Below are 13,640 nucleotides of genomic sequence, written 5' to 3' on the forward strand. Positions count from 1 at the left end.
ATGAAACTCACCCCCTGCCTCCTCGCCCTGACGCTGATGACCTCCACCACCTTTGCTGCCGATCTCCCGCAACCCCCCGACGTCGCCAAGAAGCCGCACGTCGTCAAGGCCCCGCACGGCGCGCAGCGCAACGACGAGTACTACTGGCTGCGCGACGACACGCGCAAGAACCCGGAGATGCTCGCGTACCTCAACGCCGAGAACGCGTACACCGACGCCGTCATGGCGCCGTTCAAGCCATTGCAGGAAAAGCTGTACGAGGAAATCGTCGGCCGCATCAAGCAGGACGACAGCTCGGTGCCGTACCGCGAGCGCGGCTACTGGTATTACACGCGTTACGAAACCGGCAAGGACTATCCGGTCTACGCGCGCCGCAAGGGCGCGATGGACGCCGCCGAAGAAGTGCTGCTCGACGTCAACACGATGGCGGCCGGCAAGGATTACTTCAGCGTCGGCGATTGGGAAGTCAGCCAGGACAACACCCTGCTCGCCTGGGCCGAGGATGCCGTCGGCCGCCGCCAGTACACGATCAAGATCAAGAACCTCGCCACCGGCGAACTGTTTTCCGATGAAGTGACGGGCGTGGCGCCCAACCTGGTCTGGGCCGACGACAACAAGACGCTCTTCTACGTCTGGAACGACCCGAAGACGCTGCTGACCACGCGCATCCAGAAGCACGTGCTCGGCACGCCGGCCACCGCCGACGAAGTCGTCTACACCGAAAAGGACGACAGCTTCTACATGGGCGTCGGCCGCACGCGCGACGACAAGTTCATCTGCATCCAGGTGGACAGCACGGTGTCGAGCGAATTCCGCTGCGCGCCGGCCGCCGACCCGAAGACCTTCGCCGTGCTCGCGCCGCGCGAACGCGACGTCGAATACGAAGCCGACCACCACGGCGGCCGCTGGGTCATCCGCACGAACGCCGATGGCGCGAAGAACTACAAGGTCGTGACCGCGGCCGATGGTTCGACCTCGCGCAAGGACTGGAAGGACTGGATCCCGCACAGCGAGGCGGTCTTCATCGACGGCTTCGAGCTGTTCGACGGTTTCACCGCCGTCGCAGAACGCAGCGAAGGCCTGGAACGCCTGCGCCTGCTGCGCCCCGACGGCAAGTCCGAGTACGTCAAGGCCGATGAACCGGCGTACGGCATGGGCCTGTCGGTCAACGCCGAACCGGACACCGACTGGCTGCGTTACACCTACACGTCGATGACCACGCCGGCCACCGTGTACGAACTCAACACGAAGACCGGCGAGCGCAAGCTGATGAAGCGCGACCCGGTCCTCGGCTACGACCCGGACAAGTACACGACCGAGCGCCTGTGGGCGACGGCGAAGGACGGCACGAAGATCCCGGTCTCCGTCGTCTACAAGAAGGGGTTCAAGAAGGACGGCACGGCCGCACTCCTGCAATACGCCTACGGCAGCTACGGCTCCTCGACCGACCCGGGCTTCAACCTGCCGGTGGTGAGCCTGCTCGACCGCGGCATGGTGTACGTGCTCGCGCACATCCGCGGCGGCCAGGAAATGGGCCGCAAGTGGTACGACGATGGCCACCTGTTCAAGAAGAAGAACACCTTCACCGATTTCATCGATGTCACCGACTTCCTGGTGAAGGAAGGCTACGCCTCGAAGGATCGCGTCGCCGCGTACGGCGGTAGTGCCGGCGGCTTGTTGATGGGCGCGATCGCGAACATGGCACCGGAGAAATACCGCGTGATCCTCTCGCAGGTGCCCTTCGTCGATGTCGTCACCACGATGCTCGACCCGTCGATCCCGCTGACCACCAACGAATACGACGAATGGGGCAATCCGGAGAAGCAGGACTACTACGACTACATGCTCTCGTATTCGCCCTACGACAACCTGAAGGCGCAGGCCTACCCCGCGATGTTCGTCGGCACGGGGTTGTGGGATTCGCAGGTGCAGTATTTCGAACCGGCCAAATATGTCGCGCGCCTGCGCGATCTGGACACCGCCGGCCCGGATCGCCCGGTGCTGTTCCGCATCAACATGGATGCCGGGCATGGCGGCAAGTCGGGGCGGTTCCGCCGCTACCGCGAGTTGTCCGAGATGTACGCGTTCCTGCTGACGCAGCTCGGGGCCGCCGACGGCGTGCAAACCGCCGCCGCGAAGTGACACACTGGCGCCCATGACCCGAGTCCGCCGCATTGCCGTCGCCCTGTTCGCCGCCCTGCCGCTCGCCGGCTGCGGCAACAAGGGGCAGCTGATCCTCAATCCCGAACCGCAGGAGATGCCGCCGGAAGTGGCGGCATCGATGGCACCGCCGTCCAGCGCGACGGTCGCGCCGGCGCCCGCCACTTCGGTCGTCCCGCCCGCCACAACGACGACGGCACCGCCCGCCGCAACGACGACCGCACCGCCGGCCGACACCGATGGAACGCCCGGCACGCCGCGCTGAAATCGATCCGATGACCCAACCGCATCCGGCCGGCGGCCGCGCCCTGCGCTTCACGAAAATGCACGGCGCGGGCAACGACTTCGTCATGGTCGATCTCCGCCATGGACAAGCCGTGCCCGATGCGGCGCTGTGTCGCGCGCTCGGCGATCGCCATGCGGGCGTCGGCTGCGACCAGATCATCACGATCGAAGCGCCGCGCAACGCAGCGTCCGTCGCGAGTTATCGCATCTGGAACGCCGATGGTTCGCAGGCGCAGCAATGCGGGAATGGCGCGCGCTGCGTCGCCGCGTTCGTCGTGCGCGACGGAACGGCGCAGGGTACGCGCTTCGAACTCGACAGCCCCGCGGGCACGCATGCAGTCGACGTGTTGCCCGGCAACCGTTATCGCATCGCGATGGGCGTGCCCGATTTCGTGCCGGAGCACGTGCCGCTCGCCACGCAGGGCGGCGCGCGCGACACCTACGAGATCGACGTCGACGGCACGATGCTGCGTTTCGGCGCCGCATCGATGGGCAACCCGCATGCGCTGATCGAAGTCGATGACATCGCCACGGCGCACGTCGAATCGCACGGCCCCGCCTTGCAGCGCAGCGCCGCGTTCCCCGAATCGGTGAATGTCGGTTTCGCGCAAATCGAATCGCGCGACCGCATCCACCTGCGCGTTTACGAACGCGGCGTAGGCGAAACGCTCGCCTGCGGCAGCGGCGCATGCGCAGCGGCTGCCATCCTGATGCGGCGCGGCCGCATCGACCGCGACGTCCTCGTCGCCCTGCCGGGCGGCGAACTCCGGATCGCCTGGCCCGACGAGGCCAGTGCGATCACCATGGCCGGTCCGGCCGCATTCGTTTTCGAGGGGGAGTGGTTGCCATGAGCGAGACGACCGAAAAACTCGGTGCCCACGAAGTCGCCGCCTGGTTGCGCCGGCATCCCACCTTCCTCAAGCAGTTCCCGGACCTGGCGATCAGCCTGGTCGTGCCACGCGAGGACGGGCCCGCCGCATCGCTGGCGAGCTACCAACTGGAAGTGTTGCGCGACAAGAACCGCGAACTCGCGCGTCGCCTGCAAGAGCTGTTCGCCAACGCACAGGAAAACGAACGTCTCGCCGTGCGCACGCACCAGCTTGCGTTGGGCCTGATGCGCCAGGACACGCCGTCGGCCACGTTGCGCGCGATGGCCGCGACGCTCGAAGAAGATTTCCAGGGCGATCTCGTGCGCATCCTGACCTTCGCGCCCGTCGCGGGCCTGGACGATGCCGATTGGTGGCAGTCGATTCCCGCCGGCGATCCGCGCCTGGCGCCGTTCCGCGATGCGATCACCGACGGCGAGCCGATCTGCGGCCGCCTGCACCCGGACAAGCACGCGTTGCTCTACGGCGTGCGCTCCGAGGAAGTGCAATCCACCGCACTGCTTTCGATTCCGGGTATCGGGCTGATCGGCGTCGGCAGCCGCGATCCCAACCGCTTCTTTCCGGGCATGGGCACGCTGTTCCTGCGCATGATGGGCGAGACGCTCTCGGTCGCCCTGCAGCGCTTCCCGGGCTGACGACGGCGCATCGCGCGCATGGGCCCGGTCGCCGACTACCTGGCGCATCTTGAAGTGGAGCGGCGCATGTCGCCGCATACGCTCGAGGGCTATCGTCGCGACCTCGAAGGCTTGCAGGCGTACGCGACCGCGCACGGGCTCGACATCGAAACGCTCCACACCGAGCAATTGCGCGCGTTCATCGCGTCGGAACATCGCCGCGGTTTGTCGCCGAAAAGCCTGCAGCGCCGCCTGTCCGCGTGCCGCAGCTTCTATCGCTGGCTGCTGCGCCACGGCCGCATTCCCGCCAATCCCGCGCAACCGATCCGTGCGCCGAAGGCGCCGCGCAAGTTGCCGCAGATCCTCGATCCCGATGAGGCGAAGGTGTTGGTTGAAGTGCCGACCGACGTCCCGCTGGGATTGCGCGACCGCGCGCTGCTCGAACTGTTTTATTCCTCCGGCCTGCGCCTGTCGGAATTATGCGCATTGCGCTGGCGCGACCTCGATTTGGGCAGCGGCATGGTCACCGTGCTCGGCAAGGGCAACAAGCAGCGCACGGTGCCGGTGGGTTCGTTCGCGCGCGCCGCGCTGGGCGCATGGAAAGCCGAGCAGCAGCCGTCCGCCGACGATGCATTCCTCTTCCCCGGGCGCAATGGGCCGCTGACGGCGCGAGCCGTGCAACTGCGCCTGCGGACGCTCGCACAGCGGCAGGGCTTGTTCAAGAACGTGCATCCCCACCTGTTGCGCCACAGTTTCGCGAGCCACGTGCTGGAATCTTCCGGCGACCTGCGCGGCGTGCAGGAACTGCTCGGCCACGCCGACATCTCGACCACGCAGATCTACACGCACCTGGATTTCGGGCACCTGTCGAAGGTGTACGACGCGGCGCACCCGCGGGCCAGGCGCAAGAAGCCGGTCTAACCCGGCGTTGCGCCGCAAGGCACGATGCGGAATTCCACGCGCCGATCGAGCACGTCGATGGCGTCGTCGGTGCCGGTGCCGATGAGGTTGCGCTCGAAGCCCATGCCGAGCGCCTTCGTGCGCGACTTCAGCACCGGCGCCTCCGCGACCAGGCGCTTCTGGATGTAAGTGGCGCGACGCAGGGACAAGGCCTGGTTCATGGCCGGTTTGCCCGTGCGGCTCGTATGCCCGGCAATGTCGAGGCAGACCTTCGCCGCGGCGGTCTCGCGCCCGATCTGCCGCAACCACATCGGATAAGGACTGTTGATGCGCGGGTCGACATGGAACGCCGTGCCGCCCGGCTCGAAGAGGAACTTCACGCTCAGTTGCCGATACGCGATGCCCATGGCGACGACGCGCGCGAACGCCGCTTCGGCCTGGTCGGCCTGCCCGAGTTTCGCCGTGGACAGGTAAATGCCGTTGAGAGCGCGCAATTGCTCGCCGAAGGGCACGGCCAGCGCGCTGCGATATTCCCCGAGCGCCTCGCGGTAGCGCGCCTGGTTGTAGAGATCGGTCGCTTCGTCCAGCGCCATCGCCGTCGCGATGCGATCGAGGTACACGCGATCGCCCGGTTGGCCGCGCGGCGTGCGCGCGGTGCGCACGTAGCCTTCGACGACCTGGTCCTTCACCAACACGGGGCTGTCGCGGTAGTAGGGCAGGGGCGCATGGTCCAGCCCGTCGTCGATCGCGAGCGCACTGGCCTGCGCAGCGACCAGGCCGCTGTCGAGCGCGACAAGCGCGAGGTCGATGCGCAAGGTGCGCGCACCCGCGGCGCCATCGCGCGACAGCGTGCTGACCAGCAGATAGTCCGCGTTGGCCAGGTGGGTCGAACGGAACGGCAGGATGTCGAATTGCCTGTACGTCGCGCGCAGGTGCGCTGTCGCGGTGGTGTCGAGCCGCTGCGTGGACAGGGTTTGCTGCGCGGTTTCGGCATCCAGCGTGGGGTCGTGCACGATGCCGCGCGTGGACAGTTGCGCGAGGACCGACGGCAGGCCTTGCGCCTGCGCGACCAGCGCGTCGGTGGCGTTGCGCACGGCGTCGTCGAACGCAACGGGGCCTTGCACGGCGACGGGTTTCGTCGCGCACGCGCCGAGCAGCGCCAGCATCGCGAACACGCCGCACATGCGCAGGGAAATCGATCGCTGTTTCATTCGGCGCATCCTCGGCGAAGGAGTTCGAGCTCGTCCGGGGCCAACGATTCGAGGGAAAACTTCTGCAGCAAGGACACGCATCGCGCCGGACCATTGCTTTCGTCGAAAGCCACGAGCGTGCGCGATGCCATCGCATCGCGCAGGGCGGCATCGGCCCATTTCACCGGATCCACCGGCTTGCCACGCTCGCGCACTTCGAAGTGGAGGTGCGGCCCGGTGGCGATACCCGTGTTGCCCACCGCGCCGATCGTGCGTCCCCTGTCGACGCCATCGCCGGCCCGCACGTCGATGCGGCTGAGGTGCGCGTACACGGTGGTGCGTTCGCCCGCGCCATGGTCGATGTAGACGACCTTGCCGAACCCTTTCTGGCGGCCCGCGAACGTGACGCGTCCATCGTCCACCGCGCGCACCGGCGTGCCGTGCGGCGCCGCGAAATCCACGCCTTGGTGGAAGTGCAGCGTCTTTTTCACCGGATGACGCCGCGCCGCGAACCCCGACGTCTTGCGCACGGGGTTCAGCGACGCCAGGAGCGTATGCACCAGGCCGCGCGCCGATGCTTCGTGTTCAGCGGCCGGTGCGAGGACAGACGCACCCCCCGCATCCACCTCGGCCGCACGCGCGCCGGCCGTGGCGAATGCCGCCGGCAGCGCGACCGCGAACGCGACGACGCGAAGGAATCGGCAGGAGAATGGGACGGAAGACATCGGAATAGTCTGTCGGGGCCACTGCGCTCAACAGAACCGGAACGTTCGCCGACGCAGCCCCGACGTCTCGTCGATCCGTTCACGGGCGAGGCCCAATGCTTTGCAGCGACGCCTCGAGGCCTGCCGGCATCACGCTTGATCCGCCGGCGGCCGTCCCCACCTCGACAGGAACCGCTCCGGAGCCAATCCCCCATGGATCCCAACGTTTTCCACGCCACCACCATCCTGTCCGTCCGCCGCGACGGCAAAGTCGCGGTCGGTGGCGATGGTCAGGTCACCCTCGGCAACACCGTGATGAAGGCCAACGCGCGCAAGGTGCGTCGCCTCGGGCGCGGCGGCCAGGTGCTCGCCGGGTTCGCGGGCGCGGCGGCCGACGCGTTCACGTTGTTCGAACTGTTCGAATCGAAACTCGAAAAACACGGGCAACTCACCCGCGCCGCGGTGGAATTGGCGAAGGATTGGCGCACCGAGCGCCGTCTCGGGAAACTCGAGGCGTTGCTGGCGGTCGCAGACAAGGAGACCTCGCTCATCGTGTCCGGCACGGGCGACGTGATCGAACCCGAGGACGGGATCATCGCGATCGGCTCCGGCGGCCCGTATGCGCTGTCGGCGGCACGCGCGCTGTACGCGCACACATCGCTCGACGCGAAGACCATCGTCACCGAGGCGTTGAACATCGCCGGCGACGTCTGCATCTACACGAACCGCAACATCGTGGTGGAAGAGCTCTGATGAACAACCTTGCCGTCCAAACCTCCTCTGCCAGCATGACGCCGCGCGAGATCGTGCAGGAACTCGACAAGCACATCGTCGGCCAGCAGGCGGCCAAGCGCGCGGTCGCCATCGCGTTGCGCAACCGGTGGCGCCGCATGCAGCTCCAACCCGACCTGCGCGACGAGGTGATGCCCAAGAACATCCTGATGATCGGCCCCACCGGCGTGGGCAAGACCGAAATCGCGCGCCGCCTTGCGACGTTGGCCAACGCGCCCTTCGTGAAAGTGGAAGCCACGCGCTTCACCGAAGTCGGCTACGTGGGCAAGGACGTCGAGCAGATCGTGCGCGACCTCGCCGACACCGCGGTGAAGATGTATCGCGAACAGGCCAAGCTGCGCGTGCGCACGCAGGCCGAGGATCGCGCGGAAGACCGCATCCTTTCGGCGCTGCTCCCCAAGCGCCAGGTCGCCACCGTGTTCGGCTTCACCAACGAAGAGACTGGCGAAGAGGTGTCCCCGGAGGAAACCGCGACGCGTTCCAAGCTGCGCAAGCAACTGCGCGCCGGCACGCTGGACGAACGCGAAATCGAACTGGAGATCGCGATGAACGTCGGCGTGGACATCATGGCGCCGCCGGGCATGGAAGAGATGGGCCAGCAGCTGCGGCAGATGTTCTCGCAGGTCGCCGGCGGCAAGACGCACACCAAGCGGATGTCGATCCAGGCCGCGCGCCCGCTGCTGATCGAAGAAGAAGCAGGCAAGCTCGTGAACGAAGACGACGTGCGCGCCGCCGCGATCGATGCATGCGAACAGCACGGCATCGTGTTCATCGACGAGATCGACAAGGTCGCCAAGCGTTCGGAAGGCTACGGCGCCGATGTCTCGCGCGAAGGCGTGCAGCGCGACCTGCTGCCGCTGGTGGAAGGGTCGACTGTGAGCACGAAGTACGGGCCGGTGAAGACCGACCACATCCTGTTCATCGCATCCGGTGCGTTCCACCTGGCCAAGCCGAGCGATCTCATTCCCGAAATGCAGGGCCGCTTCCCGATCCGCGTCGAACTCTCGGCGCTGAGCAAGGCCGACTTCGTCCGCATCCTGACCGAGCCGCGCGCTGCACTCACGCGCCAGTACGTCGAGTTGCTGAAAACCGAAGGCGTGTCGCTGCGCTTCGACGACAATGCGATCGAACGCCTGGCCGACATCGCCGAGCAGGTGAACGATCGCCAGGAAAACATCGGCGCGCGCCGTTTGCACACGGTCATGGAGCGCTTGCTCGATACTTTGAGCTTCGAGGCGCCCGACAAGGACGGCACGTCGCTGACGATCGACCGCGACTACGTGGACCTGCACCTGGGCGAACTGGTGCAGGATCCGGATCTGTCGCGGTACATCCTCTAGGAGCGACGTCCTTTAAGGCTTCGCGTTGCGCGGATCGTCCTTCGGATCGACGTAGTTGATCTGGAACGGCCCCATGCCGTTGACCTGCACGACCGCGCCGCCCTTCGTCGACGCTTCGTGCTGCATCTTCGCGGGCAGGTTGACGTAATCGCCGGGCACGAAGTCGGCGTCGTGCGCCTTGGCGCCTTCGTCCATCGCCAGGTGGAAATCGCCTTCGATGATCGTCACCTGCTCATCGGTGGGATGCCAATGCCGCGGGATCTTCCCGCCCGCGGGGGCCTTCAGGCGGATCGCGAATGGCCCTGACTTGGCCGGATCGCCGTACAGCACGGCGGCCTGCACGCCCTTCGGAAGAAATGCCGGGCCCTCGCCCCATTTCGTGTCGGCCGCCTTGACCATGACGTGCGCTCCCGATGCACCTGCATCCGGCGACGAGGCGGACTGCGCCAGCGCAAGCACGGGCACGAGGGCGAGCGTGAACAGGGCAGTGGTCTTCACGGTGGGGCTCCCGTCGAGGTGTCCTCCCGCCAACGCGCCGCGCAGACGGAACCGGCCTTCGCGTTGTGCGCGATAATCCACGCATGAGCCAGCCCAACGACCGCGACACCACCCATTTCGGCTTCCGCGACGTGCCCGTGGGCGAGAAGCAGAAGCTCGTCGGCGAAGTCTTCTCATCGGTCGCCGGCAAATACGACCTGATGAACGACCTGATGTCGCTCGGCATCCATCGCGTGTGGAAGCGTTACTTCGTCGCGACCGCGCAAGTCAAGCCCGGCGATCGCGTGCTCGACCTCGCGGGCGGCACCGGCGACATCGCAGCGCTGTTGCGCGATCGCGTGGGCGACGAAGGCGAAGTCGTCGTCGGCGACATCAATGGCGCGATGCTGCGCGTGGGCCGCGACCGCATGACCGACCGCGGCAACGTGCGCGGCCTGTCGTACGTTCAGATGAACGCCGAATCCCTGCCGTTCCCGGACGCGAGTTTCGATCTGGTCACCATCGCCTTCGGCCTGCGCAACGTGACCGACAAGGACGCCGCGCTGCGCGAAACGCATCGCGTGCTGAAAGTCGGCGGCCAGATGCGGGTGCTGGAATTCTCCGAAGTGAAGGCGGAGTGGTTCAAGCCGATCTACGACTTCCATTCCTTCAAGGTGCTGCCGCAACTGGGCAAGCTGTTCGCGCAGGATGCGGGCAGCTACCAATACCTGGCCGAGTCGATCCGGAAGCACCCGCCACAGGAACAACTGAAGTCGATGATGGAAGCCGCGGGCTTCGAACGGTGCTCGTTCAAGAACCTCAATGCCGGCATCGTGGCTGTGCATACGGGGTACAAGGTCTAACAGCTTTCTCTTCGGTTGGATGCCTCGCCTGATCGATCTTCCTCTTCGGTGACCTCGTTCCTCTTCGGAGGGAGTCGGACCAAGTACAGATCGCCGCGAAGGCGCCGACGCCCGAGAGAGGACATCCAGGAGAACGCGCGGCCGGAGCTCGGCTCCGCGATGTCCTCGACGGGCAAGGTGCCGCCCGTCTGGTGTGCTGGCAGTTGGTGCGCACCGTTCAACTAGCGGCCGATGCGCCCATCTGGTGGACGCGATGCCACCGAAGCGGTGCTGGTTCTGCGTATGGCGCCCTTTAACCCGGCTGCCACGCGTAGCTGATCTTCAGGAACAGACTGCGCGTGTTCGCGAACATGTCGCGCACTTCGTCGTCCTCGAAGCCGCCTTCCGAATAACCCGCGTACAAGGCGCTGCGCGGGTTGAGCTTGTATGAATACAACACTTGCGCTGCGACGTCGCTCGAATGGCGCAGCACCGGCGTCGCGTACAGCGCCGGATCGCGATCGATGTCGCTGCTCTGCACCGACAGGCGCACGCGCTGGCGCGGATCGAACTGCCAGCTCAGGCGGCTGTCGAGCACGCGCGCGTCGTACGCGGTGCCGCCGTCGCGGTTCAACCGCTGCAAGGTGTACGCCACGTTGAGGTTGATGCCGCGGCCGATGTCGAGTTGCACGAAGGGCTCGGCGTCGACGAGGTGCCCCGTGCGCGAGGCGAGCAGATCCAGCGCGGTGCCGTCTTCGAAGTTCCCGCCGACCTTGATCGGCGCCCACGGCACGAGCTCGAAGTAGAACGACCCCCACTGCTCGTCGAACATCTGCCCGTTCCAGAAGCGCGTGCGGGAGAGGCCGCCCAGTTCGTAATACCCCTGGTGCGAAGCGCGCGCGGCGAGGTAACCCTCGAGTTCCTTCTCCAGCAACTGCCGGTCGAAGCGATGGGTGATGTCCCAGTCGCCGTTGAATTCGATGCGGCTCACCGTCGAACCCTTCGGCATGAACCACGTGTGGCCACCACCGATCGTTTGCTTGTCGTAACCGACCTGCGTGATGAAGCCGAGGTCCGCGCGGAAACCGTCGTCGACCGCCTGGTGCTGCAGGTTGAAACGCCAGTTGCGGTTGGCGAAGCCGTACTTGAGGAACAACGCGTCGCCCTTCGGCGCCGTGTCGCGCAAGGACAGGCCATCGGGATAGACCGAATCGCTGCCCAGCCACTGGCCGATCAGCGTGTGTTCGTCCTTCTGGTAATGCGCGTCGATGCCGCCCACCGAGTTGCGATAGCCCTCGCCGGCGCGATACGTCGCGATCGCGCCGACGCTGGTGTACGCGTCGAGGTCGTAACGATAGCGACCGACGAAATCGTCCGCCGATTGTTCGAGGAAACGGAAGGACGACCCCAGCGGACCCGGCACGAGCAACTGCGTCGTCGCATCGCGCGCGAGGATCGCGCCGTAGGCCTGGCCGCCGTTTCGCCCGGTGATGCGCAGCCCGCCGTCGGGGTCGGCGATCTGGCGCGTGTAGAGCACCTGCAGCGGCGTGGTGAAGTAGTCCGCGCCTTCCAGGAAGAACGGCCGCTTCTCGGGGAAGAACAACGCGAAGCTCGTGTTGAGGTCGAGCTGCGCCTGGTCGGTTTCGACCTGCGAGAAATCCGGGTTCAGCGTTGCGTTGAGCGTCAGGTTCGGACTCGGCGCCCAGGCGACATCGACGCCGGGCTCGATGTCGGTGCCCTCGCCGGTCCATTCCGCGCCGGGGCGCGCGCGCTCTTGCGCGTGCAGCATCGTGAGCGTCGGCGTGATCTCCAGGTTCTTGCCCTGCTTCACGCCGACGAACCCCTCGACCTTGTCGAACGTGCACGTCAAACACTTCGAACCGCGTTCCACGCGATTGCTGAAGTATTGGTAGCGGAAATCGCGAGGCCGCACGCGCAGGAAGGTCGCGCCCCAGCGGCGCGTGCCGTCGGTGTCGCGGAAGCGCAGCGTCGCGAAGGGAATGCGGATTTCGACGTCGTAGCCGTGCTCGGTCACCTTCGCGGCGCTTTCCCACAAGCCATCCCAGCTGTCGTCCTCGGAGTTGGTCGACTCTTCCTTGATCAGGTCGGCCTGCACGCCGAAGGGATTGACGAAGAACTCGTACGCACGACGCTGGTCGTCGAAGGTATCGAGCATCACGCCGACGAAATCGTCGCTGTAAAGCGCGTCGCGGTCGCGCAGGAACGCGCGCAGCTTCGAAGGGTCGGGGTCTTCGGCGTGGAAGGCGATCAGCAGTGCATCGTCGGTGTAGGCCATGCGCGCGGTCGTCTTCACCGGCGCGGGCGTGTTGTCGTTCGGCGTGACTTCGAAGACCAGGTCGACCGGCGTCGCAGTGGCCCACGCGGCATCGTCGAGCACGCCGTCGACGACGATGTCGGACGGCGCGCGCGGAATGTCGCGCACGATCGTTTGCGTCGCGGGCGCGGCGGGCGCCGCGGTCTGCGCGAAGGTGGGAGTGGTCGCGACCAGGGCGACAAGGCAGAACAGGGCGCGCCGGAGCGGGCCGCACGAAGTCAGGGCAGGCATGGGCGCGGAGCATGGCGATTCGCCTCGCGCGGCGAGCGTGCCGGAAGTCGGGGCGCGGAGGCATTGCGTCCCGCTCCGCATCGCCCCTCACCAAAGGCCGATGGAGCGGTGCCGATGCGACGCGCAGCATCGCCCGCACACCAACCCTGAGGTTCCAAGCAATGCAACGTTCCTGGCTCGCCCTCGCCCTGCTCGCCGCCCTGCCGTTTGCGGCATCGGCCAAGGGCTCCGACCTGTCCTACACCTACGTCGAAGGTGGTTACGTTCACAGCGATACCGGCCGAGACGCCGATGGCTGGGCGCTCAACGGCTCCTGGGCCTTGAACGAGAACTTCCACGTCTTCGGCAGCTACGCCGATCACAGCATTGCCGTTTCGGACGCCTACTCGGACCTCGAAACCACGCAGTGGTCGCTCGGCGCCGGCTATCGCCACGGCCTCGGCGACAACGTCGACTTCGTCGGCCGACTGGCCTGGACCATGGCCGATTCGGACTACACCCGCTACGGTCGCAAGTTCAGCAACGACAGCAACGGCGCTTCCATCGAAGGCGGCGTGCGCGCTGCGATGGGCAAGCACTTCGAAGGCTACGCACTCGGTGGATACGGCGACGTGGCGTACGGAAACGGCGAGTTCTACACCCGCTTCGGCGCGCAGGCCAAGTTCAACCCATCCTTCGGCATCGCGGCCGACGTGAAGTTCATCAGCGGTGATACCCAGTGGTTCGTCGGGCCGCGCATGCGCTGGTGATTCACGCCGGTCAGGCCCATGCCATCGCACCCGCAGCCCGGCTTCGGCCGGGCTGCGTCGTTCAGGGGTCCTTTGCGCGTGCGGACGTCGTCGAGGCTACACTCGGCCGCCTCGGTTCCCCGGAGATTCCGCCC

General features: G+C 66.4%; 13 protein-coding genes. 9 read left to right on the plus strand and 4 right to left on the minus strand.

All coding sequences use genetic code 11. The features are described from left to right. From ACXJJ8_RS06460 to xerC, 5 genes are read left to right on the plus strand one after another with little or no spacing between them, the layout of a single operon-like run. Entirely contained in the window at positions 1-2,142 is a 2,142-nt protein-coding gene (locus ACXJJ8_RS06460; RefSeq protein ID WP_499027870.1) for a S9 family peptidase, read from the plus strand. A 13-nt stretch (positions 2,143-2,155) separates the two neighbouring features. After that, entirely contained in the window at positions 2,156-2,425 is a 270-nt protein-coding gene (lptM, locus tag ACXJJ8_RS06465) for an LPS translocon maturation chaperone LptM (protein ID WP_499027872.1), read from the plus strand. A 10-nt stretch (positions 2,426-2,435) separates the two neighbouring features. Next, on the plus strand, positions 2,436-3,296 hold the full coding sequence (dapF, locus tag ACXJJ8_RS06470) for a diaminopimelate epimerase (RefSeq protein ID WP_499027875.1): 861 nt from the start codon (positions 2,436-2,438) through the stop codon (positions 3,294-3,296). Continuing rightward, on the plus strand, positions 3,293-3,967 hold the full coding sequence (locus ACXJJ8_RS06475; protein WP_499027877.1) for a DUF484 family protein: 675 nt from the start codon (positions 3,293-3,295) through the stop codon (positions 3,965-3,967). Before dapF ends, ACXJJ8_RS06475 begins: the two co-directional genes overlap by 4 nt. 18 nt (positions 3,968-3,985) lie before the next feature. Then, on the plus strand, positions 3,986-4,867 hold the full coding sequence (xerC, locus tag ACXJJ8_RS06480; protein ID WP_499027880.1) for a tyrosine recombinase XerC: 882 nt from the start codon (positions 3,986-3,988) through the stop codon (positions 4,865-4,867). Here xerC and ACXJJ8_RS06485 read toward each other — a convergent pair. Together ACXJJ8_RS06485 and ACXJJ8_RS06490 are read right to left on the minus strand one after the other, a co-directional pair. Further along, positions 4,864-6,057, minus strand: a complete 1,194-nt coding sequence (locus ACXJJ8_RS06485) for an OmpA family protein (RefSeq protein ID WP_499027883.1) — start codon at positions 6,055-6,057, stop codon at positions 4,864-4,866. The two genes, xerC and ACXJJ8_RS06485, sit on opposite strands and share 4 nt — an antisense overlap. Beyond that, on the minus strand, positions 6,054-6,761 hold the full coding sequence (locus ACXJJ8_RS06490; RefSeq protein ID WP_499027885.1) for a M23 family metallopeptidase: 708 nt from the start codon (positions 6,759-6,761) through the stop codon (positions 6,054-6,056). Before ACXJJ8_RS06490 ends, ACXJJ8_RS06485 begins: the two co-directional genes overlap by 4 nt. 192 nt (positions 6,762-6,953) lie before the next feature. Between ACXJJ8_RS06490 and hslV the strand changes: the two genes are divergently transcribed. Continuing rightward, positions 6,954-7,493 (plus strand): ATP-dependent protease subunit HslV, encoded by a 540-nt coding sequence (gene hslV / locus ACXJJ8_RS06495; protein WP_499027887.1) that lies wholly within the window; start codon positions 6,954-6,956, stop codon positions 7,491-7,493. A 35-nt stretch (positions 7,494-7,528) separates the two neighbouring features. Continuing rightward, complete coding sequence (hslU, locus tag ACXJJ8_RS06500; RefSeq protein WP_499028605.1) at positions 7,529-8,872, plus strand: ATP-dependent protease ATPase subunit HslU; 1,344 nt, start codon at positions 7,529-7,531, stop codon at positions 8,870-8,872. Between the two features lie 12 nt (positions 8,873-8,884). On the opposite strand, the gene ACXJJ8_RS06505 is transcribed toward hslU, so the two are convergent. After that, positions 8,885-9,370, minus strand: a complete 486-nt coding sequence (locus ACXJJ8_RS06505) for a cupin domain-containing protein (RefSeq protein ID WP_499027889.1) — start codon at positions 9,368-9,370, stop codon at positions 8,885-8,887. Between the two features lie 83 nt (positions 9,371-9,453). Here ACXJJ8_RS06505 and ubiE point away from each other — a divergent pair, with 83 nt between their 5' ends. Further along, entirely contained in the window at positions 9,454-10,212 is a 759-nt protein-coding gene (gene ubiE / locus ACXJJ8_RS06510; protein ID WP_499027891.1) for a bifunctional demethylmenaquinone methyltransferase/2-methoxy-6-polyprenyl-1,4-benzoquinol methylase UbiE, read from the plus strand. Positions 10,213-10,504: 292 nt separating this feature from the next. Here the strand turns inward: ubiE and ACXJJ8_RS06515 are convergent, their stop codons facing one another. Beyond that, positions 10,505-12,757 carry a carbohydrate binding family 9 domain-containing protein gene (locus ACXJJ8_RS06515; protein ID WP_499027894.1) on the minus strand — a complete coding sequence of 751 codons (2,253 nt, stop codon included), beginning with the start codon at positions 12,755-12,757 and terminating at the stop codon, positions 10,505-10,507. Between the two features lie 161 nt (positions 12,758-12,918). Here ACXJJ8_RS06515 and ACXJJ8_RS06520 point away from each other — a divergent pair, with 161 nt between their 5' ends. After that, positions 12,919-13,506, plus strand: a complete 588-nt coding sequence (locus tag ACXJJ8_RS06520; RefSeq protein WP_499027896.1) for an outer membrane beta-barrel protein — start codon at positions 12,919-12,921, stop codon at positions 13,504-13,506. Positions 13,507-13,640 lie beyond the last annotated feature (134 nt).

This window comes from Lysobacter sp. P5_C4 (assembly GCF_054049695.1).

What these genes read in the sequence shown, in the direction of transcription:
- ACXJJ8_RS06460 (WP_499027870.1), top strand. Translation starts at nt 1, where the DNA reads ATGAAACTCACCCCCTGCCTCCTCGCCCTGACGCTGATGACCTCCACC.
- lptM (WP_499027872.1), top strand. Translation starts at nt 2,156, where the DNA reads ATGACCCGAGTCCGCCGCATTGCCGTCGCCCTGTTCGCCGCCCTGCCG.
- dapF (WP_499027875.1), top strand. Translation starts at nt 2,436, where the DNA reads ATGACCCAACCGCATCCGGCCGGCGGCCGCGCCCTGCGCTTCACGAAA.
- ACXJJ8_RS06475 (WP_499027877.1), top strand. Translation starts at nt 3,293, where the DNA reads ATGAGCGAGACGACCGAAAAACTCGGTGCCCACGAAGTCGCCGCCTGG.
- xerC (WP_499027880.1), top strand. Translation starts at nt 3,986, where the DNA reads ATGGGCCCGGTCGCCGACTACCTGGCGCATCTTGAAGTGGAGCGGCGC.
- ACXJJ8_RS06485 (WP_499027883.1), bottom strand. Translation starts at nt 6,057, where the DNA reads ATGAAACAGCGATCGATTTCCCTGCGCATGTGCGGCGTGTTCGCGATG.
- ACXJJ8_RS06490 (WP_499027885.1), bottom strand. Translation starts at nt 6,761, where the DNA reads ATGTCTTCCGTCCCATTCTCCTGCCGATTCCTTCGCGTCGTCGCGTTC.
- hslV (WP_499027887.1), top strand. Translation starts at nt 6,954, where the DNA reads ATGGATCCCAACGTTTTCCACGCCACCACCATCCTGTCCGTCCGCCGC.
- hslU (WP_499028605.1), top strand. Translation starts at nt 7,529, where the DNA reads ATGACGCCGCGCGAGATCGTGCAGGAACTCGACAAGCACATCGTCGGC.
- ubiE (WP_499027891.1), top strand. Translation starts at nt 9,454, where the DNA reads ATGAGCCAGCCCAACGACCGCGACACCACCCATTTCGGCTTCCGCGAC.
- ACXJJ8_RS06515 (WP_499027894.1), bottom strand. Translation starts at nt 12,757, where the DNA reads ATGCCTGCCCTGACTTCGTGCGGCCCGCTCCGGCGCGCCCTGTTCTGC.
- ACXJJ8_RS06520 (WP_499027896.1), top strand. Translation starts at nt 12,919, where the DNA reads ATGCAACGTTCCTGGCTCGCCCTCGCCCTGCTCGCCGCCCTGCCGTTT.